17 protein-coding genes are annotated in these 20685 nt (G+C 72.5%); 10 read left to right on the forward strand and 7 right to left on the reverse strand.

Annotated elements, in window-relative coordinates; genetic code table 11:
• Nucleotides 1–297: 297 nt before the first annotated feature.
• Nucleotides 298–507: a ubiquitin-like protein Pup gene (locus ABZT47_RS37250; RefSeq protein WP_279787070.1), complete on the forward strand. Its 210-nt coding sequence runs from the start codon at nucleotides 298–300 to the stop codon at nucleotides 505–507.
• Nucleotides 508–953: 446 nt separating this feature from the next.
• On the opposite strand, the gene ABZT47_RS37255 is transcribed toward ABZT47_RS37250, so the two are convergent.
• Nucleotides 954–1718: an SDR family NAD(P)-dependent oxidoreductase gene (locus ABZT47_RS37255; RefSeq protein WP_354852767.1), complete on the reverse strand. Its 765-nt coding sequence runs from the start codon at nucleotides 1716–1718 to the stop codon at nucleotides 954–956.
• Between the two features lie 97 nt (nucleotides 1719–1815).
• Here ABZT47_RS37255 and ABZT47_RS37260 point away from each other — a divergent pair, with 97 nt between their 5' ends.
• Nucleotides 1816–2274: a MarR family winged helix-turn-helix transcriptional regulator gene (locus tag ABZT47_RS37260; protein ID WP_354852769.1), complete on the forward strand. Its 459-nt coding sequence runs from the start codon at nucleotides 1816–1818 to the stop codon at nucleotides 2272–2274.
• 72 nt (nucleotides 2275–2346) lie between these two features.
• On the opposite strand, the gene ABZT47_RS37265 is transcribed toward ABZT47_RS37260, so the two are convergent.
• The 6 genes from ABZT47_RS37265 to ABZT47_RS37290 all read right to left on the reverse strand — a co-directional run bounded on the left by ABZT47_RS37265 (nucleotide 2347) and on the right by ABZT47_RS37290 (nucleotide 11188).
• Nucleotides 2347–5502 (reverse strand): alpha-mannosidase, encoded by a 3156-nt coding sequence (locus tag ABZT47_RS37265; protein WP_354852771.1) that lies wholly within the window; start codon nucleotides 5500–5502, stop codon nucleotides 2347–2349.
• Nucleotides 5503–5551: 49 nt separating this feature from the next.
• Nucleotides 5552–6787 carry a CehA/McbA family metallohydrolase gene (locus tag ABZT47_RS37270; RefSeq protein ID WP_354852773.1) on the reverse strand — a complete coding sequence of 412 codons (1236 nt, stop codon included), beginning with the start codon at nucleotides 6785–6787 and terminating at the stop codon, nucleotides 5552–5554.
• Nucleotides 6784–7860 (reverse strand): ABC transporter ATP-binding protein, encoded by a 1077-nt coding sequence (locus tag ABZT47_RS37275; RefSeq protein WP_354852775.1) that lies wholly within the window; start codon nucleotides 7858–7860, stop codon nucleotides 6784–6786. The genes ABZT47_RS37270 and ABZT47_RS37275 overlap by 4 nt, the downstream gene beginning before the upstream one ends.
• Nucleotides 7857–8738, reverse strand: a complete 882-nt coding sequence (locus ABZT47_RS37280) for a carbohydrate ABC transporter permease (protein WP_354852776.1) — start codon at nucleotides 8736–8738, stop codon at nucleotides 7857–7859. The genes ABZT47_RS37275 and ABZT47_RS37280 overlap by 4 nt, the downstream gene beginning before the upstream one ends.
• A complete protein-coding gene (locus tag ABZT47_RS37285) occupies nucleotides 8735–9619 on the reverse strand; it encodes a sugar ABC transporter permease (RefSeq protein ID WP_354852778.1) in 885 nt (294 codons plus the stop codon). Before ABZT47_RS37285 ends, ABZT47_RS37280 begins: the two co-directional genes overlap by 4 nt.
• Before the next feature lie 195 nt (nucleotides 9620–9814).
• Nucleotides 9815–11188 (reverse strand): extracellular solute-binding protein, encoded by a 1374-nt coding sequence (locus ABZT47_RS37290; RefSeq protein ID WP_354852780.1) that lies wholly within the window; start codon nucleotides 11186–11188, stop codon nucleotides 9815–9817.
• A 250-nt stretch (nucleotides 11189–11438) separates the two neighbouring features.
• On the opposite strand from ABZT47_RS37290, the gene prcB reads away from it, so the two are divergent.
• From prcB to ABZT47_RS37330, 8 genes are all read left to right on the forward strand, one after another.
• Entirely contained in the window at nucleotides 11439–12257 is an 819-nt protein-coding gene (gene prcB, locus ABZT47_RS37295; RefSeq protein ID WP_354852866.1) for a proteasome subunit beta, read from the forward strand.
• Between the two features lie 39 nt (nucleotides 12258–12296).
• Nucleotides 12297–13106, forward strand: coding sequence for a proteasome subunit alpha (gene prcA / locus ABZT47_RS37300; protein ID WP_354852868.1), 810 nt, complete (start codon nucleotides 12297–12299; stop codon nucleotides 13104–13106).
• Nucleotides 13107–13315: 209 nt separating this feature from the next.
• Nucleotides 13316–14674, forward strand: coding sequence for a Pup--protein ligase (gene pafA / locus ABZT47_RS37305; protein WP_354852782.1), 1359 nt, complete (start codon nucleotides 13316–13318; stop codon nucleotides 14672–14674).
• Between the two features lie 432 nt (nucleotides 14675–15106).
• Entirely contained in the window at nucleotides 15107–16054 is a 948-nt protein-coding gene (locus ABZT47_RS37310; protein ID WP_354852784.1) for an FKBP-type peptidyl-prolyl cis-trans isomerase, read from the forward strand.
• A gap of 420 nt (nucleotides 16055–16474) precedes the next feature.
• Complete coding sequence (locus ABZT47_RS37315; RefSeq protein WP_354852786.1) at nucleotides 16475–17128, forward strand: transcriptional regulator; 654 nt, start codon at nucleotides 16475–16477, stop codon at nucleotides 17126–17128.
• A 32-nt stretch (nucleotides 17129–17160) separates the two neighbouring features.
• Nucleotides 17161–17652 carry a DUF3291 domain-containing protein gene (locus ABZT47_RS37320; RefSeq protein ID WP_354852788.1) on the forward strand — a complete coding sequence of 164 codons (492 nt, stop codon included), beginning with the start codon at nucleotides 17161–17163 and terminating at the stop codon, nucleotides 17650–17652.
• 38 nt (nucleotides 17653–17690) lie between these two features.
• The gene (locus ABZT47_RS37325; protein ID WP_354852790.1) at nucleotides 17691–19100 is read left to right on the forward strand and encodes an alanine racemase; all 1410 of its coding nucleotides are present in this window, start codon (nucleotides 17691–17693) and stop codon (nucleotides 19098–19100) included.
• Nucleotides 19100–20671 (forward strand): D-aminoacylase, encoded by a 1572-nt coding sequence (locus tag ABZT47_RS37330; protein ID WP_354852791.1) that lies wholly within the window; start codon nucleotides 19100–19102, stop codon nucleotides 20669–20671. Before ABZT47_RS37325 ends, ABZT47_RS37330 begins: the two co-directional genes overlap by 1 nt.
• Nucleotides 20672–20685: the final 14 nt, after the last annotated feature.

The following is a 20685-nucleotide window of genomic DNA, read 5'->3' on the forward strand; positions in this document are numbered from 1 at the left end:
AATGCCATATGAGAAGGGGTGGCGATCAGATTTGCACCAGTCCGGCATGGGTGTGGCGGTCGTTCGCCCACCGCGGTGCGAACCCGGCAACGGGCCCCTCGAAGCTCCGATGCGGGCGCTATCGGGCGGATAAATGGTGGCAAGTCACCAGATTTGCGGCGGCCTGTTCCGGGGAGGTTGTCTGACGGGACGGTCCTCTTCCAGGCGTCTGGCGTAGATCACAGGACGATCCGCGCGAAATGTCGTCTGGTTCGGGGAAGATATGAATCAGATGCGTCCCCCAAGCGGAGGTACCACATGGCGACGAAGGACACCGGCGGCCAGAAGCAGACCGGCCGGCAGGAGACCGAGGTCGAGGAGACCGAGGCACAGGCGGCTCCGGACGTCCAGGAGCGTCAGGAAAAGCTCACTGACGACGTCGACGCGATCCTCGACGAGATCGACGAGGTCCTCGAGGAGAACGCCGAGGAGTTCGTCCGCAGCTACGTACAGAAGGGCGGCCAGTAGGGCCGGCCGATCTGATCTGATCCGGCCCCACCCGCCCGGCGACGAGCGCGGCGACCTCGCCCACCCCGGGTCGCGGAGACGACCCCCGCCCTCGGGCCGAGGCACGCCGAGCACGTCACCGCCGGCGGAAGGACGACCCCGCCTCACCCAGAGGCGAGGAGGTCGACTCCGCGCCACCCAGACAGGTGTACGCAGCCCCCGGAGGGTGCTCAGGCATCATGAGCCCCGCAGCGCCCCCCGGGGGGCGCCTCGGCCGATCACGGAGGGCCGCCGCGGCGCCGTACCTCCCGCCCAGTCCGCCCCCGGTCGAACGGCCTTGACTCCACCGCCCTCCCGCCCGCAGCGAGGCACGGCCCAGCCCGGCCGTACGTCGCACACCGGAGGCGCCCACTCCACTGTCGAACGGCCCTCTCTCCACCGCCCCGACCGCAGGACGGCCCGCCCCGCTACCAGGCGGTCGCACCGCCGTCGACGGGGATGTTGGCGCCCGTGATGTACGACGCCCGGTCGGAGGCGAGGAAGGCCGCCACCTCGACGACCTCCTCGGGGCGGGCGAAGCGCCTCAGAAGCGTCTTGCCGGTTATCGCGTCCCTGGCGGCCTGGTCGTCGCCGAGGTCGCGCTCGCTGGCCGGGCTCAGGACGGGCCCGGGGCTGATCGCCACCGCACGGATCCCATGGGGCGCGCCTTCGAGCGCGAACTGCCGCGTCATGCCGATGACACCGGCGTTCGCCGCGCCGTGCGCGACCATCGGGGGGACCCGGCCGGCGATCATGCCGGCCATGGACGCGACGTTGATGATGACGCCGCCGCCGCGCCGGACCAGATGGGGCCATGCGAACTTCGACACCAGGAAGGGGATGTCCAGTTCGCCGGCCATCGTCACCTTCCAGTCATCGACCGAGAAATCGGGCATCGGACCGAAGCGCATGTAGGCCGCGTTGTTGTAGACCACGTCGAGCCCGCCGTACGCGGCCGCGGCTTCCTCGACGACCTGCCGCGCCTGCCGCGGATCGCTGAGATCGCTCGGCGCGATGCCCGTCATCTCGCCGCCGGCGCGGCGCACCAGTTCCACCGTCTCCTCGTTGGGCTCGGCCTGGATGTCGCAGCCGACGACCTTGGCGCCCTCTCGCGCGAAGACCAGCGCCGCGACGCGGCCCATGCCTCCCGCGGTGCCGGTGATGAGCACTGTCTTCTCGTCAAGCGTTCCCATGGAGCGCTCCTCCCGCCGGGTGGTTCATGACATTTACTTGCTTCGTCAAGCAAGTAATAGCAGGTAATTCCTTCGCGAAGCAAGTAAAGTCCGGTCCATGACCACAGCCCAGCCGCCTCGGCCGCTCACTCCCGACGAGGAGACCCTGCTCCGGGCGCTGACCCGCGTGATGTACGCGCTGCCGCGCGCCATCGACGCCGACATGATGCGCGAGCAACGGATGCCGCTCGTCGAGTTCGTCACCCTGATGCGGCTGTCGGAGGCGCCGCGGCGGCGGATGCGGATGGGGGACCTCGCGGCCGCCTGCGAGCTCTCGCTGAGCGGGATGACCCGCATCGTCGCCCGCCTCGCGGATCAGGGCCTGGTGGAGCGGGTCAGGTGCGACGACGACGCCCGCGGGTGGAACGCCGTCCTCACCGACGCCGGCCTCACCCGCCTGGAGCAGGCGTGGCCGGCCAACCTGGCCAGCGTGCGCCGGCACTTCTTCGACCACCTCGAAGGCATCGACCTCGCCCGGCTCGCCAGTGCCATCCAGCGGGTCGCGAGCGACGACTGAGCCCGGCGCCTCTCAGACCAGGTGGACCGCGGCGGTCGTGGATCGCGGGCGACGGCCGCCCCTGGGTGTCCCTCAGGTCAGGTGGACCGTCGCGATCTCGAAGGGGCGCAGCGGGAGCCGCAGGAGGCCCTGAACGGGCCGCTGGGGGCCGATCGGGCGGCCGAGGGTGTCCACCAGGCACGCGGTGGTGAACGCGCCCCTGATCACCGCCTCGGTGGGCGCGGGATGCTCGGCGACCAGACGTACCTCCAGTGCGCCGTCCCGCTCGCGCAGCGCGCCCATCATCACGCCATCGCCGCCCACCTCCAGCCGCGACTCCGCCCCCGCACCGCTCGTGTCCGCCCAGGGCTCCGTCCGGGAACCGCGCGCCTCCTGCCACGGCTCCGGCGCGTCGCCGCTCGCCTCGGGCCGGGAGCGCGGTGCCGGGTCGCTCACCTCCGGCCCGGGCGTCCGTGCCTCCGGCGCGGTCTGGGCGGAGCCCGGGACCGCCAGCAGGTCCAGGTGGTACTCCTCGGCGAGGCGGGGCAGGGCGGCCCGGTCCCAGCCGCCCTCGTACAGGTGTACCGCGAACCGGGTCGTGATCGGCCCGGGGCACTGGGCGCCGGGCGTCGCGATCTGCGGCCCGGCGGGCTCGTCCCGGTAGGCGTTGTGGTTGCGCGAGAGGTACCCGACCGCCCGCAGCAACGTCACCGCCAGCTCACCCGCCCCTCCGGCCGGGCCGCCGGGGCCACTGGAAGTCCCAGGGCCAGGGCCGCCGGAGTCGGCGGAGTCACCGGAGTCGGCGGAGTCGCCGGGTGCGGCGGCGCGGGGGGCGTCCGGAGGCGGCGCGGCCTCATGGGGCAGCAGTTCGTACTCGGTGACGTGGCCGGGGAACACGGCCAGGCCGCCGGCGGCGACGAAGCCCGAGGCGGGGAAGGTGGGCAGCGGCTCCTCCCCGCAGCCGCCCTCGGCGCTCAGCCCGCGCCGGACGACCGCGTATTGGCCGCCGGCGAACGACTCGGCGGCCGGGCGGGGCAGGGGAGCGTGCCAGCGGACGCGGTGGTCGCGGCAGGCGTTGTCGAAGGTGACGGCCAGCCGGGCGTACGGCTCGCCCGCGCGCAACTCGACCCGGGTGGTCACGGTGACCTCGGCCTCCTCCGGCGACCGGGCGCCGCCGGTGAGCCGAACCGGCCAGCGGTAGCCGCGCGCCACCTCCATCACCGACACCAGCGGGCCCGAGCACACCGGCGTGACCGTGACCCACGCGGGCGTGCCGGTCAGGCGGTCGCCCGCGGGCGGGGCGTAGTTGTAGGTGTCGCCGGCGTCCCCGCCGTCGACGACGCGGCCGACGCCCCGCACGGTCAGGCCGGACGGCGTGGTGAGGGCGAGCGTGCCGTCGTCCTGCGCGGCCACCCGCAGCAGGCCGTTGTCCAGCACCCCGTGCCCGCCCGGCGCCCCGGGGGAGGAAGGGACGGGGGCGGACGGGGGAGGGGCGTGGCCCGAAGCCGGCTCCCGGGTCCCGGCGCGGGCGGGCAGGGGGTGGCCCGGTACCGGCTCCCGGACCTCGGCGGGCAAGGAGGCGGGCGCGGAGGTCAGCACGGTGCGTCCCAGGGCGGGGACCCGGACCTGGGCCGCGACGGTCACCACGGGCTCGGCGACCGTGCGGACCAGCCACGGGCCCGGGCGGGCGGCGACCGCCGCCTCGATGTCGGCCCTGAGGTCGGCGTGGCGGTAGGCGGTGGAGGCGTGGCGGCCGACGACGACCGTGAACACCCCGTCGCCCGCGGCCCAGGAGACGATCTCGTGGCCGAACAGCTCCCGCTCGTGGATCCGGCCGAGGAGCGCGCCCAGGTCGTCCATGGCCGACTCGTCGAGCAGCGTCGGGGACTGCGCCAGCCGCTGCGCCGGCACCGCCGAGCCGTCCTCGGCGGCCAGCCCGGAGCGCTCCGCCGGCAGGTCGGCCGTCACCAGGGCGGTGCGGGCGAAGGGGGAGGGGTTGACGACCACGACCTGGTCGCGCCGGGCGCCCGCGGCGAGCGAGGCGGAGACCAGGTCGACCACGGCCTGCCCGATCTGCTCGGCCTCGGCGACGCGCGCGCCGACCTGCTGGGCGGTCTCGTCCGCGCCGCACCCGGTGATGGAGTCGTGGCCGCTGCAGGCGACCAGCCCGCGCCAGGCCAGCTCGATCAGCCGCCGCGCCGCCGTCCGCTCGCCCTCGCCGCGCCGTCCGCCGTGGCCGTCCCGTCCGCTCTCGCTCCGTCGTCCACCGTGGCCGTCCCGTCCGCTCTCGCCTCGCTGTCCGCCTTCGCCGTCCCCTTCGTCCCGCGGTTCGCCGGGGCGGTGGCCGAGCCACAGGGCGGACAGGGGTTCGGCGTAGCGGGTGACGACGCGTTCGGCGCGGCCCATGGCCTGCTTGAGGTGGACGCGGGCGGAGATCACGCCGGGCAGGATGTTGGCCCGGGCGTGGGAGCGCAGCTCGCCGCGGACGACCGGCGCCGGCCCGCCGGCACCGTCCAGGGCACCAGGTGAGGACAGGTACTCGCCGAGGGTGGCCAGGCGCAGCCCGGCCGCGGTGATCCCGGCGGCGGGCGCGGAGTGGTCGGCGCCGTACATGGCCAGCAGCGGCCCCTCGGCGCGCCAGGGGCGCATGACGCCGGCGAAGGCCGCCAGCCGGTCGCCCATCCCTTCCTCCGGGCCGGTGAACAGCGCCACCGCGTTGCCGTAACCACCCGGCATGTACTGGGTGGGGATCACCGTGCCGTCGATGCCCTCCCAGGCGAACACGTCGCGCTCGACCGAGGCGGGCACCCCGCGCCACAGGCAGGCGACCGGCAGTCCGGCCAGGGCGAGCATCTGCGGCATCTGCGCGCAGTGCCCGAACTGGTCAGGGAGGTAGCCGACCTCCATGGCCCCGCCGAGCTCCCGGGCGCCGCGCAGCCCGTACTCCAGGTTGCGGATCAGGGTCTCTCCTGAGCACAGAAACTCGTCGGCCAGGATCGTCCATGGCCCGGCGGCGAAGCGGCCCTCCCGGACGAACCCGGCGAGCTCGTCCCTGCGCTCGGGGCGGATCTCCAGGTAGTCCTCGACCGCGGCGAGCTGCCCGTCCATGGTGAACCGGTAGGCGGGGTCGGCGGCCATGGTGTCGAGCACCTCGTCCAGCATCCGCACCAGGCCCATGCGGAAGCGCTGGAACGGCAGGTACCACTCCCGGTCCCAGTGGGTGTGCGGGACGACGACGATCTCGTTCACCAGGTGCCTCCGGCCGGGGGACGTCGGGCTCTCACAGGCGGGCGGGCGGTCAGGTGCACAGGGCCATGACCTCGTTGCGCGTGGTCTCCAGGCGGTGCGGCCCGGGACGGGCGGGCAGCGTGACCCGGTCGCCGCGGATGACCGAACGATGGTCGGGACCCCACAGGACCAGCCCGTCGGCGTCCAGGACCAGAAACTCCCCGCCGTGCCGCAGCAGCAGCGGCCCCTCGGGCCCGGCCGAGACGGCCGTTCGGCCGGCGCGGACGCCCTCCACGATGGCCGCGCCTCCCGCGCCGTCGCCGACCGGCTCGGCCAGCACCCAGGTGGCCGGCGCGCCGGGCGGGTGGTTCTCCTCCGGACGGTGGAAGTCGCCGCCCCCGACGTAGACCAGGTCGTCGTGCCACGCCTGCGCCCAGGACAGCGGAGCGCCCCACGTGCGGTCCCACCACCCCGAGTGCCAGACCTCGGCCGTGCGGGGCCGCTCGGTGAACGGGTGGCGCCACGCGCAGTCGGCGCCCAGCGGGTGGTTGACCGACAGCAGCCCGCCCCGGTCGTGCACCTCCCGCACCCAGGCGTCGGCGGGACGCCGGAAGTCGATCCACCCGATGTCGCCGAAGGCGTTGGCGTGACCGAGGTCGGTGGTGACCTCCTGGCCGGGCACCAGCGTGATCCCCGCGCGCGCCGCCGCGGCGGGCAGCTCGGCGTGGTGGCTGACGGTGTTGTGGTCGGTGACCGCCAGGAAGTCCAGCCCCTGCGACCGGGCGAGCGCGGCCAGCTCGTCGATGGTGAGGACGCCGTCGGAGTGCACGGTGTGGGCGTGCAGCTCGCCGGCGTGCCAGCGCAGCCCGTCCAGCACGGGCAGTCCCCGGCGCGCCGAGGCGGGCGCCACCAGGGCCGGAGGGGGAGCGGCCGGCGGGCCGGGCGGCGCGGGCGGGACGGCGTGCGGGGTCACGGTGACCTGGTAGGCCACGCCGTCCAGCGGGACGCGGTACAGCCCGATCAGCACCTGCCAGGCGCCCGGCTCCGGCTCGCCGGGCAGGTAGCCGGGCGTGGCCCACGAGGGGGCGATCGTGTACCGGGAGCGGGCGCCCCCCGACCAGCCGCGGAAGCGCGCGGGCCCCTCGCAGCCGAGGTCGAGGACGCCGGCCGAGCGGTCGTAGGACAGTTCCACGGTGAACGCGCGGGCCGCCGCGGGCAGCTCGAACGGCACCCCCCACACCTGCTTGACCAGGCGGTCCTCCAGCGTCCAGCGGCCGACCAGCCGGATCGGCGCGAGCCCGGTCACGCGGCCACCAGCCCGCCGTCGCGGTACACCAGGGCGCGCGGATGGCGCGGGACCGCCCACGCGGCGGCGCCCGGGGCGGGTTCGGCGTCCTCGGGGACCACCGCCTGCACCAGGTGCTCGCCAGTGCCGGTGCGGGTGCCGGAGCCCACCTCGAGCGTCACGAGGAAGGACGTGCCCAGATTCTCCACGACCGAGACCCGGCCGGCGAAGGCGTCCTCGCGGGCCGAGCAGGACAGGTCCATGTACTCCGGCCGCAGCCCGTAGACGATCTCCTCGCCTTCGGCGAGCCCTTCAGGCAGGGGCAGGACGGCCCCGGCCACCCGCAGCGCGCCGTCCTCGACCACGCCCGGCAGCAGGTTCATCGGCGTGGAGCCGATGAAGGAGGCCACGAACGTGCTGGAGGGCCGCTGGAACACCTCCGAGGGCGTGCCGACCTGCATGATGCGCCCAGCGGACATGACGGCGATGCGGTCGGCCATGGCCAGCGCCTCACTCTGGTCGTGGGTGACGAACACCGTGGTGACCGCCAGCTCGCGCTGGAGGCGTTTGAGGAACGTCCGGGCCTCCAGGCGCATGCGTGCGTCCAGGTTGGACAGCGGCTCGTCGAACAGGAACACCGTGGGATGGCAGGCGATGGCGCGGGCCAGCGCCACCCGCTGCTGCTGACCGCCCGACAGCTGGCCCGGCCGGCGGGCGAGCAGCTCCGACAGGCTCAGCCGCGCCGCCGTCGCCGCCGCCTTGTCCTCCCGCTCGGCGCGGGGCACCTTCTTGATCCGCAGCGGGTAGGCGATGTTGGCGGTGACATCCATGTGCGGGAACAGGGCGTAGTCCTGGAACACCATGGCCACGTCCCGCCGGCCGGGCGGCAGGGCCGTCACGTCCGCCGAGCCGATCGTGACGCTGCCCGAGGTGGGGGTCTCCAGGCCGGCGATCGTGCGCAGCAGCGTCGTCTTGCCGCACCCGGAGGGGCCGAGCAGCGCGAAGAACTCCCCGTCGGCGATCTCCAGGTCCAGGGCGTCGACCGCCCGGACCCCGCCGGGGAACTCCTTGGTCAGGCCGTGCAGCGAGATCACCGTTTGATCCCTCCGTGGAAGCGGAAGCCGTACTTGCGGCTGACGAACACGTACATGAGGACGACAGGGAGGGAGTAGAGCAGCGAGAACGTCGAGATGAGGTCAAGGCGGGGAGAGCCGCCCTCGGTGTACAGGGTGTAGAGGATCACCGCGCCCGGAGACTTCTCCGGGTCGCGCAACAGGATGAACGGCGTGAGGAAACTGCCCCACACCGAGGCCACCGCCCACACCGCGATCGTCGCCAGCCCCGGCCTGACGACCGGCACCACGATGTGCCACAGGATCTGCAGCGGGCTCGCCCCGAACACCCGGGCCGACTCCTCGTAGGAGGTCGGCGTGGCGTCCATGAAGTCCTTCAGAATGAAGATCGCGGCCGGGAGCAGGCCGCCCGACAGCGTCAGCACGACGCCGAGATGGGTGTCGACCAGGTTGAGCCGGGTGGCCAGCTCGAAGATCGGCACCATGGCCGCGGTGCCGGTGACCACCGACGACAGCAGGAGCAGCACGTACAGCAAGGCGTCCCTGCCGGGGATGCGCACCCGCGACAGCGCGTACGCCGCGAGCGCCGCCAGCACCACCACCAGCACCGCGCTGCCCGCCGCCTGGAGCACCGAGTTGCCGAGCGAGGACAGCACGTACGGGTTGTCGAGCAGCGCCCGGAAGTTGCCGAGCGTGAACTCCGGCACCGAGGCGGTGATCGTCGGATGGGCGTCGAACGGGGCGGTGGCCAGCCACAGCAGCGGCAGCGCGAAGAACCCGGCGACGGCCGCCAGGAACGTCGCCCGCCCGATCGACGCCACCGCGTGGCGCGCCCGGGCGGCGCCCGCTCCCGCCGGGCGGGCGGCGACCGCGTTCTCGGGGCCCTCTCGCACAGTCACGCCGCCACCCCCCTCCGGCCGCGCAGCAGCCGCAGGTACACCAGCGCCAGCACCAGGTTGATGATCAGCACCAGGAACGACACCGCCGCGCCGAACCCGAGCCGCCCGCCGCTGATGGCCACGTTGTAGATGTAGACCGGCAGGATCTCCGACCGGCCCTCGGGGCCGCCCGCCGTGATCTGGAAGCTCGTGAAGTCGTTGAACGTCCACAGGCTGATCAGCAGCAGGTTGGTCAGCATGTGGCCCCTGATGCGGGGGAACACCACGTCGCGCAACTGCTGCGCCGTCGAGGCCCCGGCCAGCCGGGCCGTCTCCAGGTGCGAGGGCGGCACGTTCTCCAGCGCCGCCCCGTACAGCATCATCGAGAACGCCGTGCCCCGCCAGACGTTGAACACGATGATCGACGGCATCGGGTGGTCCAGCAGCCAGGCGAACCCGGGCGTGTGCAGCACCGCGTTCAGCGTGCCCTGGTCCCGGTCGAGCAGGGCGATCCACAGGAACGCCACCACCGAGGAGGGCAGGATCCACGCCAGCAGCACCAGCCCCTCGACCACCCGCTTGACCGGGCCGGTGCGGTTGCGCAGCGCCCAGGCGATCGAGAACCCCAGGCCCGCCTGGCCGATGATCGCCGAGCCGATCACGAACTGCACCGTCAGCCACAGCGAGGTGCCGAACCGCTCGTCCCCGAGCGCCTCGGCGTAGTTGTCCACGCCCACCAGCCGGGGGTCGGCGGCCGCGAGCCCGGTCAGCCGGAAGTCGGTGAGCCCGAGATAGATGGTCCAGAGTGCCGGGAAGATCAGGAACACCCCGATGAGCACCACGGCCGGCAACACGAACCCGACCGCCCTCCCCCTCCCCAACCCCGCCGCATCTGTGCTCATGGCGCTGTTCATGGCGCTCGCTTCGCTCGCGCGGGGTTCGGGCGCGCCGGTGTTCTTCCTCGTCGTTCACGAGCGCTCGTTCCTCGCACTCGCTCTCTCCTCGTCAGAACACCGGCGCGCCCGAACCCGGGGGCGGGCGGGATGGAGATCGTGTTCATGGTGCGCTGTTTCTCGTCGTGCTGATCGGGATGGGGGTCACTGGGAGACGTTGGCGGGGCCGCCGACGAGGGATTCGACTTTTCGCTGGTAGGCGGTGGCGGCCTCGTCGACGGTCTTGCCGGAGACGATGGCGGCGGTGGCCTCCTGGAGGGCGACCGAGACCTCCGGGTAGACGGCGAGGCCCGGGCGGTAGCTCGTGATCGGCAGGACCTTCTGGGCGACGAAGCCGAGCATCGGGTCAGGGGTCAGCACCTCGTCGTTGACGTCGGTGCGCGAGGTGATGCGCGCCTCCCCGGCCAGGCCGGCTTTGGTGGCCTCGGCCGAGTGCATGAACGACAGCAGCTCCCAGGCGAGCTTGATGTTCTTGGACCTGGGGTTGAGCGCCCGCACCGCGCCGCCGGACATGCTGACGAAGTCCTGGCCGCGCACCCCGGCGCCGGGCCGCTCGGCGGGGATCAGCGCGTACCCGACGACCTTGTCGCGGTCCTGCATGGGAGCGACGCCGGCCTTGGGCTCGACGACCGAGCGCCAGAAGTAGTCGCCCTCCGCCAGGACGCCGATCTTGCCCTCGGCGAACATCTGGAAGGACTTGTCGCGGCCCTTGGCCTCCTGCTGCAGGCGGGGGTCGCCGAGACCGGCGGTGTAGACCTGCCGGTAGAAGCCCAGGACGTCCTTGAGACCCTGCGAGGCGCCCGTCCACTTGCCGCCGGAGAAGATCTCGGTGCCGGTGCCCGCCAGCAGCGGCAGCGCGCCCTGCATGCTGGTGGCCTCGCCCATCGCGGTGCCCGCGTTGATCTGCAGGGGCACCGGGACGCCGGCCCTCTTCAGCGCCGTGCCGGCGTCGATGATCTCCTGCCAGCTCTTGGGCTGCCAGTCGGCCGCAAGCCCCGCCTTGGCGAACAGGGTCTTGTTGTAGAACAGGACGCGCCCGTCGGTGCCCTGCGGCAAACCGTACTTCTTGCCGTCGAAGATGCCGAGGTCCTGGACGGCCTTCGGGATCTGGCTCCACCCCTCCCACTGCTCCACCTCGGGCCCGGCGGTCTCGGCCAGCGGCTTGATGTACCCGGCCTGCGCGAACTCGCCCACCCAGATGCCGTCGAGGTCGATCACGTCGGCCCCGGCCCCGGACTTCAGATCCAGGGCGATCTTCGTCTTGTACTGCTCGTCGTCCACGCCGTTCGGCTGGAACAGCACGTGGACGGTCTTGCCCTTGGCCTTCTGGGCCTCCTCGAACTTGGGGATCAGCCAGTTCTTGGTCCAGTCGGCGGTGGCGGCGTTCTTGCCGCCGGAGATGGCGTTGGCCGTGATCGTCACGGTGGCGCCGCCGCCTCCGGAGGATCCTCCGGAGGCGCAGGCGGTGAGGGAGAGCGCGGTGGCGGCCACGAGAACGAGAGGTCGTGCGAGTCTCAACGGAGGGACCTCCCCTTGGGGACGGGGGGCGAGTGGGGGGCTGCCTGTTTTCATGTCACGACAACTCGACAATTTCATGCCCGGTCTCGTCCGTAAAGATTATTTTCGTGGAAGATGAGGCTGGATGGGCGGAAGCGGTTCGCCGTGAGCTGATCGTGGGAAGTGCAACCACCACAGCACCACGAGTAGGGTCGGCGTAGGAGTTGTAAGGCGCTCTGGAGGGAGTCGCGTGGCAGCACAGCGGGGCTGGATGAACAATCCTCTGTTCCTGGACACGGGGTCGACGTCGTTCACCGAGTTCGTCGGGTCCTACGCTCCGGGGCTCCTCCCGGGGAGATTCGAGTCCCTGGCGGCCTCCGTCGGCGACCAGATCCCGCACGCCACGACCATCGTCGCGGCGACGTTCGCGGGAGGCGTCGTCATGGCGGGCGACCGCCGGGCCACCTCCGGCAACTACATCTCCCAGAAGGACATGCAGAAGGTCTTCCGCACCGATGACTACTCGTGCGTGGGCATCGCCGGCACGGCCAGCACGGGCATCGAGCTCGCCCGGCTCTACCTGGTGGAGCTGGAGCACTACGAGAAGCGCGAAGGCCGCATGCTGTCGGTCGACGGCAAGGCCAACCGGCTCGGCGCGATGATCCGCGCCAACCTGCCGATGGCCATGCAGGGCATGGTCGTGGTGCCGCTGTTCGCGGCCTACGACGAGGATTCCGACACCGGCCGCATCTTCTCCTACGACGTGGGCGGCGGCCCGTACGAGCAGACGAACTACGCCTCCATCGGCTCGGGCTCGCTGTTCGCGCGCGGCGCGCTGAAGAAGCTCTACCGCGAGAACGCCGCGGTCGAGGACACCGTCCTGGCCTGCGTCGAGTCGCTCTACGACGCCGCGGACGACGACTCGGCGACCGGTGGTCCCGACGTCACCCGCAGGATCTGGCCGCTGGTCGCGGTGATCACCGAGGACGGCTACCGCCGTCTGTCCGACGAGGAGGTCGAGGGGTATGTCCGGCAGGTGCTGGACCGCCGCATGAGCGACCCCGACGGCCCCACGGCCCCGCTGCGCTAGTCACCACCCACGGCCACGAGAGGATCACCACCGGTGTCCATGCCCTTTGGATATGTGTCCCCCGAACAGGAGATGCGGGACAAGGCCGATTTCGCGCGGAAGGGCATCGCGCGCGGCCGCAGCGTCGTGGTGCTGCAGTACGAGAACGGCATTCTGTTCGTCGCCCCGAACGCCTCCCGGGCACTGCACAAGATCAGTGAGATCTACGACCGCATCGGCTTCGCCGCGGTCGGCAAGTACAACGAGTTCGAGGCCCTGCGCCTGGGCGGCATCCGCTACGCCGACATCAACGGCTACACCTACGACCGCAGCGACGTCACCGCCCGCGGCCTGGCCAACCTCTACGCCCAGTCGCTCGGCATGGTGTTCACCGAGTCGCGCAAGCCGTACGAGGTCGAACTGGTCGTCGCCGAGATCGGCGACGCCCCCGAGGACGACCAGATCTACCGCCTCACCTTCGACGGCTCGGTCACCGACGAGCACGGGTTCGTGGTGATGGGCGGCGTGGCCGACACCGTGGCCGGCCGCCTGAAGGAGCGCTTCCGCCAGGGCATGCCGCTGACGGAGGCCCTGGGCGCCGGTCTGGCCGCACTGACCGAGCCCGGCGGCGAGCGCCCGCCGGTGTCCCAGCTCGAGGTGGCGGTCCTCGACCGCACCCGCGAGCACCGCAAGTTCCAGCGCCTGACCGGCGGCCGCCTCGAACGTCTCCTCGCGGCCACCGCGCCCTCCGCCCCCTCCGCGGCGCCCTCCACCGAGCCCAAGGCGGGAGCCGGCGAGGCCGCCACGCCCGAGGGAGACTCCCCGGCCACCGCCCCCGAGGGCGAGATCGACACCGGCTCCGGCGCCTGACCCGTCCTGCCTGCGGCTTCACGTCCCGGTCCCCGAACGCGGGGGGCCGGGACGTCGTGCTCGCGGGGCTGCGAGATCGTCAAGCTTGCGGAGATCGCCGCGCCGCGGATCCCGCCGGGACGGCCGAACGGGGCCATCCGCCACACCACGACCGGAAACAGGGGAGAAGATCTCTCCCCTCCGGCGGCTCGGGGACATAGTGTGATGTGATGGATCGTCGCATCTTCGGCTTGGAGAACGAGTACGGCGTCACCTGCACGTTCAGGGGCCAGCGCAGGCTGTCCCCGGACGAGGTGGCGCGCTACCTCTTCCGCAGAGTCGTGTCCTGGGGCCGATCGAGCAATGTCTTCCTCCGCAACGGCGCCCGCCTCTACCTCGACGTGGGCAGCCACCCCGAGTACGCAACCCCTGAGTGTGACAACGTCGTGGAGCTGGTCACCCACGACAAGGCGGGCGAGCGCATCCTCGAAGGACTGCTCGTCGACGCCGAGAAGCGGCTGCGCGAGGAGGGCATCGCCGGTGACATCTACCTGTTCAAGAACAACACCGACTCGGCCGGCAACTCCTACGGCTGCCACGAGAACTACCTCGTCGGCAGGCACGGCGAGTTCGGCCGGCTCGCCGACGTCCTGATCCCGTTCCTGGTCACCCGGCAGATCATCTGCGGGGCGGGCAAGGTGCTGCAGACGCCCCGCGGCGCGGTCTACTGCGTCTCCCAGCGCGCCGAGCACATCTGGGAGGGGGTGTCGAGCGCCACCACCCGGTCGCGCCCGATCATCAACACCCGCGACGAGCCGCACGCCGACGCCGAGCGGTTCCGCCGCCTGCACGTCATCGTCGGCGACTCCAACATGAGCGAGGCGACGATGCTGCTCAAGGTCGGGGCGACCGACCTGGTGCTGCGCATGGTGGAGGCCGGCACGGTGATGCGCGACCTCAGCCTGGAGAACCCGATAAGGGCGATCCGCGAGGTGTCGCATGACATGACCGGACGCCGCCGCGTGCGCCTGGCCAACGGCCGCGAGGCGTCCTCGCTGGAGATCCAGCAGGAGTACCTGTCCAAGGCCCGCGACTTCGTCGACCGCCGCGGCGGCGACGCGATCACCCGCAGGGTGCTGGAGCTGTGGGAGCGCACGCTGAGGGCCGTGGAGACCGGCGACCTGGACCTGGTGTCGCGCGAGATCGACTGGGTGACCAAGTACCAGCTCATCGAGCGCTACCGCACCAAGTACGACCTGCCGCTGTCCTCGCCGAGGGTGGCCCAGCTCGACCTGGCCTACCACGACGTCCACCGCAAGCGGGGGCTGTTCTACCTGCTGCAGCGGCGCGGCGCCGTCGAACGCGTGGCGTCCGACCTGAAGATCTTCGAGGCCAAGTCGGTGCCGCCGCAGACCACGCGCGCCCGGTTGCGCGGCGAGTTCATCCGCAAGGCGCAGGAGAAGCGCCGCGACTTCACCGTCGACTGGGTGCACCTGAAGCTCAACGACCAGGCCCAGCGCACGGTCCTGTGCAAGGACCCGTTCCGCAGCGTGGACGAGCGGGTGGACAAGCTGATCGCGGGCATGTGACCCGGCGGGCTCCGGCGGTCCGGTTTCCGCCGGCGGTCCCCTCCGGCGGTCCTGGACGGTCGGCAGCTCCTCCGTCCGGCGGTCCTGGACGGCCGGTGGCCCTTTCGGTCGGCGGTCTGGTCGGTGGGCGGTTCTGACCGGCCCGCGCCGCCGGCCGGACGCGTCGGCCGCGCCGCGACGGCGCGGCCGGTGAAAGTTTCGGGCCCGTGCGCCGGGCACGGCTCCGGCGTCGTCCGAACGCGGCCCGCGCGAGGTTCGCGCGGGGGGCGGAGACCGGCGCCGGGCGAGCGTCGTGCCAGGTGAGCGGCGCACCGACGGAATGGCGAATCCGAACGCGCGGTCATGCTTCGGCAAGATCGAGCGGTGCCGACTCGGGCGGTCATGGGGGTCGGGTAGTGTTACGCGAACGTGACGTCTCTCCGAGGGATACCCATGCGCCGACTGGCCCTTCTCGCCGCCGTGCCGTTGCTGTTCGCCGCCGCCTGCGGCAGTGGTGGCGGCGAGGTCACCGCCAAGACCGGCACCTCCACCGGCGGCGTACAGGTGGCGGGTGACTTCGGCAAGAAGCCGCAGGTCACCTTCCCCAAGGGCAAGCCGCCCACGACGTCGTCCTCCCAGACGATCAAGCCAGGCCAGGGCACGCAGGTCAAGGACGGCGACTCGGTGGTCGCCAACCTCACCGCCTACAGCTGGGACGGCAAGGCCAACGCCGCGTCGGGCTCCACCTACGACGACGGCGCGCCCCAGCTCATCAAGGTCGATCCCAAACTCCCCTCGGTGGTCTACAAGGCGTTCCAGGACGCCAAGCCCGGCGGGCGGTTCCTCGCCGTCGTCGCCAAGGACAGCCTGACCCCCGACCAGGTCGAGCAGGCCAAGTCGCAGGGTGCCGACACCTCCATCGCCAGCGTCTACGTCGTGGACGTGATGGGCGTGCCCACCGTCAAGGCCGCCCACGGCACCGCCACGGACCCGGGGATGTCGGGCGTCAAGCTGGAGAACCCGGGCGGCGACCAGGCGCCCAAGCTGACCACCAAGACCGACGCCGCCGCGCCGAAGGGCCTGGTCGCCAAGACCGTCATCAAGGGCGCCGGCCCGGTGGTCAAGTCCGGTCAGACGATCCTGGTCCACTACACCGGCAAGATCTGGGGCAGCGACACCGAGTTCGACAGCAGCTGGGGCCGCGGCGAGCCGGTGATGTTCCCGATCGGCGTCGGCAAGGTCATCAAGGGCTGGGACCAGAGCCTGGTCGGCGTCCCGGTGGGCAGCCGCGTGCTGGTCTCCATCCCGCCGGCCCTGGGCTACGGCAAGGCCGGCTCCGGCGACAAGATCAAGGGCACCGACACCCTGGTCTTCGTCGTCGACGTCCTCGGCGCCTACTGACCCAGGCCGCCTCACCGGCCGAGCCGGGCCACGCACCGCCTCACCTCGGCGCGCCCGCTTCGTATCGGCTTCCGCATCGCCGCATCGCCGCATCGCCGCCACGGCCGCACCTGTGCCCTCTCTCGGGCGCGACGGTGCGGCCGTACGGTGTTTCCGGAGCCGGGCCGTGCAGTGTTTCCGACGCCGGGCTGTGCGGCGTTTCCGGCGCCAGGGGATACGGCGCATCTGCAGCGAATCTACATTGTAAAGGCACGGGCGTGGTCCAGCCCGGACCAGCGCTCGCTCACGGTGTGCCCGACCGCGATCCGGTGTGCCCGACCGCGATCCGGTGGACCCGCCGGTGCGGGCCCTGTCCCGCTAGGAGTGGAGTGCGTCGGCCGCCGGTCCGGGTGCCCGGCCATGCCGTCCTAAACTCGGCCTGTGAGCGGTGACGATCCAGGTCTTCCCGATGCCCTCGGCGTGCTCGGCGCCCTTCGCGACCCCGTGCGGCGGGCGCTGTACGACTACGTGTCCGCGCAGGGGCACGAGGTGGGCAGGGACGAGGCCGCGCGGGCGGCGGAGGTGGGCCGCACCCTGGCCGCCTTCCACCTGGACAAGCTCGTCGAGGCCGGCCTGCTGGAGTCGGGTTTCCGCCGGCTGAGCGGACGTGCCGGCCCCGGCGGAGGGCGTCCCGCCAAGGTCTACCGTCGTTCCCCGGTGGAGCACCAGGTCAGCCTCCCCCCGCGCGACTACCGGACGCTGGCGCTCGTGCTCGCCGAGGCCGTGGACGCGCTCGGCGGGGAGGGGGCCGCCGAGGCGGCCGCCCGCCGGGTGGGGGAGCGGGCCGAGGCGTCCGGGCTGCGGGCGGCCCTCACGGAGCGCGGCTACGAGCCCTACCATGACGGCGAGGTCATCCGCCTGCGCAACTGCCCCTTCCACGTGATCGCGGAGGAGCGTCCGGTCCTGGTCTGCTCGCTCAACCTGGCCCTGTGCGAAGGTCTGCTGTCGGCTCTGGGCGACGACCACGTGACAGCGCGGCTGGACCCCCGGGAGGGGGAGTGCTGCGTCGCGTTCTCTAAAAACAATGGAGATTGACTTAGAAGGATCCGGCGTGGTGTCCTAGGCGCATGCATCTGGCCCAGCTGAACGTCGCGCACATGCTCGCTCCCAAGGACTCCCCCGAACTCGCCGACTTCATCGCCGCCCTGGAACCCATCAACGCCATCTCCGACACCGCGCCCGGCTTCGTCTGGCGGCTCAAGGGCGGCGAGGACCCCACCGACACCGTGCAGCACGACTTCGGTGACATGCTGCTGGTGAACTTCTCGGTCTGGGAGTCGCGCGAGACGCTGTGGAACTTCGTCTACCGCACCGCCCACCTCGAGTACCTGCGCCGCCGCCGCGAATGGTTCGCCCGCCTGGCCGAGCCGTACAGCGTGATGTGGTGGATCCCCGAGGGGTACACCCCGACCTTGGAGGAGGGCATGACGAAGCTGCACCTGCTGCGCGCCCAAGGCCCCGGCCCCGAGGCGTTCACCTTCACCGACTTCCACGAGCCGCCGCCGCCGGCCGGCGGCGGTCAGGACGTCCGCCTCGACGAGCACGGTCTGATCCGGTAGGCCGGCGAGGACGGTCGTATGACGCGATGGGTGGTGCGATGGGCATCGACGAGGAGAAGGTCCGCGCGCTGCGCGACGAGCCCCTCGACTGGCGGTACAAGGCGCTGCCCGCCGGCGCCGGCGGCACGGTGGCGCAGTTCCTGGCCGGTGGGCCGTCCCTCCAGGACTTCGGGACGCCGCTGCTGACGCTCGACGCCGCCGCGCTGGAGCACAACATCGCGGTCATGGCCTGCTGGGCGGCCGGGGCGGGGGTCACCCTGATGCCGCACGGCAAGAGCACGATGGCCCCCGAGCTGTGGCGGCGGCAGCTCGCGGCGGGCGCCTGGGGCCTCACCCTGGCCAACTTCCCGCAAATGCGCGTCGCCCGCGCCTTCGGGGTGGCACGGCTCATGCTCGCCGCCGCCCCGGTGGACCCGGCCGGGCTCGCCTGGATCGGGCGCGAACTCGACCGCGACCCGGCCTTCCGCTTCATCTGCTGGGCCGACTCCGTCGAGGCGGTCCAGATCATGGACGCGGCCCTGCGCGGGACGAGGCGGCCGGTGGAGGTGTGCGTGGAGCTGGGCGGCCCGGGCGGGCGCACCGGCGCCCGCGGCCTCGGCGCCGCCCGGCGGGTCGCCGAGGCCGTGCGCGCCGCCCCGGCGCTGCGCCTGGCCGGCGTCGCCGGCTACGAGGGCTCCTTCGCCCACGACGCCTCCCCCGAGGGCCTCGCGGCCGTGCGGGGCTACCTACAGGGCCTGGCCGAGCTGTTCGGCGGCCTGGCCTTCGAGACCGGCGAGCCCATCGTCACCGCGGGCGGCAGCGCGTACTTCGACCAGGTGGCCGACGTGCTCGGCGGGCTGGAGGCGCGCCTGGTGCTGCGCTCGGGCGCCTACGTGATCCACGACGACGGCTTCTACCGGGCGATCTCCCCCTTCCGGCTCCGTGACGCCTCCACGACGAGTGGTCCCGCCGGGAACGGCGATCATCCCGGTGCGGGGCCGGGACGTACCTGCGCGGCGGAACCCCCCGGATCAGGACCGGGACGTGCCTGCGCGGCAGAACCTTCCGAAGCAGGGCCGGGACGTGCCTGTGGGGCGGATCCTCCCGGAACCGGGGAGCAGGCCCCGGCCGGCGAGCCGTTCCGCGCCGCCATGCACGGGTGGGCGCGGGTCATCTCCCGGCCCGAGCCCGGCCTGGCCCTGCTCGACGCCGGCAAGCGCGACCTGCCCTTCGACGAAGGACTGCCCGAGCCGCAGCACGTGCGCGGCAAGGGCCCGCTCCACGGGGCCCGTGTCACCGCGCTCAACGACCAGCACACCCATCTCGCCGTCGATCCCGCCTGCGACCTGGCCTGCGGCGACGTCGTCCGGTTCGGCCTGTCGCATCCCTGCACGGCGATGGACAAGTGGACGCTCATCCCCGTCATCGACGGCGAGGCCGTCGTCGGCCTGCTGAGGACCTTCTTCTGATGCTCTTCAAGAACGTCACCGTCGTCGACGGCACCGGCGACGACCCCTACGTCGCCCACGTGGCCGTCCGCGACGGCATGATCGCCGCCATCGGCCCCGACGCCTCCGGCGGGCCGGCGATCGACGGCGCCGGGCTGGTGCTCGCTCCCGGCTTCATCGACATGCACGCCCACTCCGACCTGCGGCTGCTGGCCGAGCCCGGCCACCTGGCCAAGGTGAGCCAAGGAGTGACCTGCGAGGTGCTCGGCCAGGACGGCCTGTCCTACGCCCCGGTCGACGACGCCACGCTGGAGCAGGTGCGACGGCAGATCGCCGGATGGAACGGCGACCCCGAGGGCTTCGACTGGAACTGGCGGACGGTGGGGGAGTACCTCGACCGCCTCGACCAGGGCATCGCGGTCAACGCCTGCTACCTGGTCCCGCAGGGGTCGGTGCGGATGCTCGTCACCGGCTGGGAGGACCGCCCCGCCACCGAGGCCGAGACCGCCGAGCAGCGGCGCCTGGTCGCCGAGGCCATGGAGCAGGGCGCGGTCGGCATGTCCTCCGGACTCACCTACGCCCCCGGCATGTACGCGGGCACCGGCGAACTGGTCGCGCTGTGCGAGGTCGTCGCCGCGCTCGGCGGGTTCTACGCCCCGCACCACCGCTCCTACGGCGCGGGCGCCCTGGCCGCCTACGCCGAGATGGTCGAGGTCTCCCGCCGTTCGGGCTGCCCGCTGCACCTGGCACACGCGACCATGAACTTCGCGGTCAACAAGGGCCGGGCAGGGGAGCTGCTCGCCCTGCTGGACGAGGCGATCGCCGGCGGCTGCGACCTCACCTTGGACACCTATCCTTACCTGCCGGGCTCCACCACGCTGGTCTCCCTGCTGCCGGGCTGGGCCTCCGAGGGCGGGCCGGTCCGGGCGCTCGCCCGCCTGCGCGACCCCGCGACCGCTGCGCGGATCAGGCACGCCATGGAGGTCGAGGGCTGCGACGGCTGCCACGGGGTGCCGATCGACTGGGACGTCATCCAGATCTCCGGCACCGGGACGGCCGCGCTCGCCGGCCGGGCCGGCACCCGGGTGCGCGACTTCGAGGACTTCCGCCGGCTGCTCATCGACGACGACCTCGCCACCACGATCCTGCTCCACGCGGGCGACGAGGCCAACGTCCAGGCGATCATGCGGCACCCGGCGCACACCGGGGGCAGCGACGGCCTGCTCGCCGGCGCCCGCCCGCACCCCCGCGCGTGGGGCACCTTCCCCCGTTACCTCGCCCGCTACGTCCGCGAACTGGGCGTGCTGTCGCTGCAGGAGTGCGTCGCCCACCTCACCGGCCGCCCGGCCCGGCGGCTCAAGCTGGACCGCCGCGGACTGGTCCGCCCCGGCTACCACGCCGACCTGGTGCTGTTCGACCCCGAGGCCGTCCACGACACCGCGACCTTCGACGACCCTCGCCGCCCGGCGGAGGGCATCTCCCACGTGCTGGTCTCCGGCACCCCCGTCATCGAGCACGGCCACCCCACCGGCGCCCTCCCCGGCAGGGCTCTCCGCCGCACCCCCCAGGGGACCACCGGCCGCGGACGATGATGGCCGCGGCGTTC

It is taken from the genome of Sphaerisporangium sp. NPDC005289 (assembly GCF_040607455.1).
Taxonomy (GTDB): domain Bacteria; phylum Actinomycetota; class Actinomycetes; order Streptosporangiales; family Streptosporangiaceae; genus Sphaerisporangium; species Sphaerisporangium rhizosphaerae.